The organism is uncultured Amaricoccus sp., from assembly GCF_937891315.1.
GTDB lineage: Bacteria > Pseudomonadota > Alphaproteobacteria > Rhodobacterales > Rhodobacteraceae > Amaricoccus.
The window spans coordinates 1-2,935 of the sequence record NZ_CALAGI010000040.1 but is presented as its reverse complement, the minus strand read 5'-3'; the positions used below and the strand labels follow the sequence as shown (position 1 = coordinate 2,935).

2 protein-coding genes are annotated in these 2,935 nt (G+C 70.8%); one reads left to right on the top strand and one right to left on the bottom strand.

Features of this window, described 5'->3' with window-relative positions:
- Positions 1 to 279 precede the first annotated feature (279 nt).
- A complete protein-coding gene (locus tag Q0480_RS02955) occupies positions 280 to 1,764 on the top strand; it encodes a serine protease (RefSeq protein ID WP_299130470.1) in 1,485 nt (494 codons plus the stop codon).
- 16 nt (positions 1,765 to 1,780) lie between these two features.
- Here the strand turns inward: Q0480_RS02955 and Q0480_RS02950 are convergent, their stop codons facing one another.
- Positions 1,781 to 2,530 carry a gamma-glutamyl-gamma-aminobutyrate hydrolase family protein gene (locus tag Q0480_RS02950; protein ID WP_299130468.1) on the bottom strand — a complete coding sequence of 250 codons (750 nt, stop codon included), beginning with the start codon at positions 2,528 to 2,530 and terminating at the stop codon, positions 1,781 to 1,783.
- Positions 2,531 to 2,935: the final 405 nt, after the last annotated feature.

The following is a 2,935-nucleotide window of genomic DNA, read 5'->3' as shown; positions in this document are numbered from 1 at the left end:
CCCGCCCCGATTCAACCCTCCCGGAGAAATCCCCACCCCTCGCGCCCTCCGCAAGCTTGCTGCGGGCGCGCGGACCACGGGCGCGCCACTGGCGCCCCCTCAGAGCGGTCCGCGGAAACATCTCGATCCGAACCAATCAAGCGCGGTTTCTCCGTGCTCCAGTTCTCCGGACCCGAGTTCTCCCTGTCCGAGCCCCCGCCCCGGCGTTTACGAAGTCTTCACACTTGCTTTGCCGGGACCACCCGCCGTTTGCTACCATAGCGCTCGGGGGTACTCGCGATGCGTCGGTTCATCATCCTGGTTTCGTTGGCTTTCGCCTGTGCGCTGCCCGCCCGCGCGGCGGAGTCGGGCTTGGCGGGGTCGGGCTTGGCGGGATCGGGCTTGGCGGCGCCTGATCTCTTCGCCGCCTTCGACGCCCGCGCGCTCGACGGGGCCGAACGGCGGCTGCTTCTCGGCGCGCTGGCGGCGTCCGGCGACTATGACGGCCCGATCGACGGCGCCTGGGGCGCGGCGGGCCAGCGCGGGATCGAAAGCTACGCCGCGCGCGAGTTCGAGGACGCGCCGCTGAACCTGCACGCCGCGACACTGATCATCGGCTTCACCGACGAGATCGCCCGCGACGGCTGGGATCTGGCCTATCTGGCCGAGGCCGACCTGTCCTTCGCGCTGCCGTTCGCGCTCGTCAAGGCGGCGGACGAGGCCGACGGCCCTGGCTGGCGTACCCGCGACGACGGCATCGCCATCCGAACCGCGCGGCAGACCGACGCCACCGCCGTCGCGTGGCACCGCGCCGTCGCCGCCGCGCATGACCGCCCCGGCGCGGCGCGGACGCTGCGCCGGACCGATCTCATGATCACCATCGCCGAGACGGCGGACGGCACCCGCGTCTATCAGCGTTCGGACTATCTGGACGGGGGCTGGAGCACGATCCGCGTGCTGAGCGCCCCCGGCCAGCTCCACCGCGCCAGGCTGATCGCGGCGAGCATCGCACCGGGCGAGCCCGCCCCCTGGGACCTGCCGGCGGGCGGCCTCCTCGCCGAACTGGTCGCCCGGACCTTCGCGCGGCTGGCGGAAGCGCGCCCGACCCCGGTCGCCGCGCCGCGCCCCGCCGAAATCGAAGCGGCCGAAACCGGGACGGACGTGGTCGAGGAAATGGTCAGCACCGGCTCCGGCTTCTATCTCGGGCCGCGCCTGCTCGTCACCGCCGCCCACGTGGTCCAGGGCTGCGACCGGCTGGCGCTGGCCGACGGCACCGCGCTCGAACTGCTCGCCGCCGACGGCGACCTCGATATCGCGGCGTTGCGCACGGCGGCGCCGGCCCCGGCGTGGCTGCGGCTGGCCCCGGCGGGCGAGATCCGGCTCGGCCAGCGGGTCAACGCGCTCGGCTATCCCTATTTCGGCCTGTCGGGCACCAGCCTCAACATCACCGGCGGCAATGTCAGCGCGCTCGCCGGCATGGACGACGACGCGCGCTTTCTCAGCATCAGCGCGCCGGTCCAGCCGGGCAACAGCGGCGGCCCGCTGCTCGATCGCGAAGGCGCGGTGGCCGGCGTCGTGGTCGCGCGCCTGTCCGACGGCTATATCTCCGAGACCACGGGCAGCCTGCCACAGAACGTGAATTTCGCACTCCGCGACGCGGAGCTCGCCGTTTTCCTGCGCGGCAACGGCCTTTTCCCGTCCGATCGCGGCCTGCCCGCCTTCGACATGGACGACGGCGCGCCATCCGAAATCGCCGACATCGTGGTGCCGATCGTCTGCGACTGACGCGCCTCTGGCGGGGTCAGTGCCCGGCGCGGGCGCCGACGGCGGCGCCGAAGGCCTGGAACAGCGGGCGTGAGACCGGATCGTTCGCGGCGTTCCATTCGGGATGCCACTGCACCGCCATGGCGAAGCCCGCCGCCGCCTCGATCACGATCGCCTCCGGCGTGGTATCCGGCGCGTAGCCCTCGATCACCACCCGGTCACCCTTGTCGAGAATGCCCTGGCCGTGCAGCGAATTCACCATCACCTCCTCGGCCGCGAGGATGCGGTGGAACTGCCCGCCACGCGCCAGACGCACCGAATGGCGATGCTCGAACTTCTCGGCCAGCGTGCCGTCGGGCGGCATGCGATGGTTGAGCCGTCCGGGCAACTCGCGGATCTCGGGATGCAGCGTGCCGCCGAAGGCGACGTTGAATTCCTGGAACCCCCGGCAGATGCCGAACACCGGCACCCCGCGCGCCACGCATTCGCGGATCAGCGGCAAGGTCACCGCGTCGCGGTCGGGATCGAACAACCCGTGCTTCTCGGTCGCCTCATGGCCATAGTGGCTCGGATGCACGTTCGGCCGACCGCCGGTCAGCACGAACCCGTCGCAGGCGGCGACCAGATCGGCGATCGCCCCGACCCGCGGCAGGGCCGGCACGATCAGCGGGACCGCCCCGGTCAGATCCGCCACCGCCTCGACATTCGACACGCCGACGGCCTGCACCGCGTACTGGTCATTGATGACGTGGGCATTTCCGATGATACCGACAACCGGTCTGGCCATTGCGCGCGACGACCCAAAGCAACTGGAACAACGGCGATCAGGATAGGCTCTCGCCGCGGATGCGTCGAGAGGAGAAGACCGGCGAGGGCCCGACTCACGGCGATTTCAATGGCCGGACACCGCCGCGGCCGTTCGCTCGGGGTGTTTCGAGCCTGGGGAAGACGGCGCATATTGCGCCGCGATACTTCGTCGCCACGAAGACGCGGCGTCGCTGTCGATGTCCCTGCCGCTCCGCCCGCGGGTGAAGCAGGACGTCCGAACCTCCACTGCGCGATTTCGAGGTTACGCGAAATCGTGACGGGCGTGCCCCGCGGGGGGCATGACCGTTTTCAACGGTCAAGCCGGGCATGCCCGCCCCGATTCAACCCTCCCGGAGAAATCCCCACCCCTCGCGCCCTCCGCAAG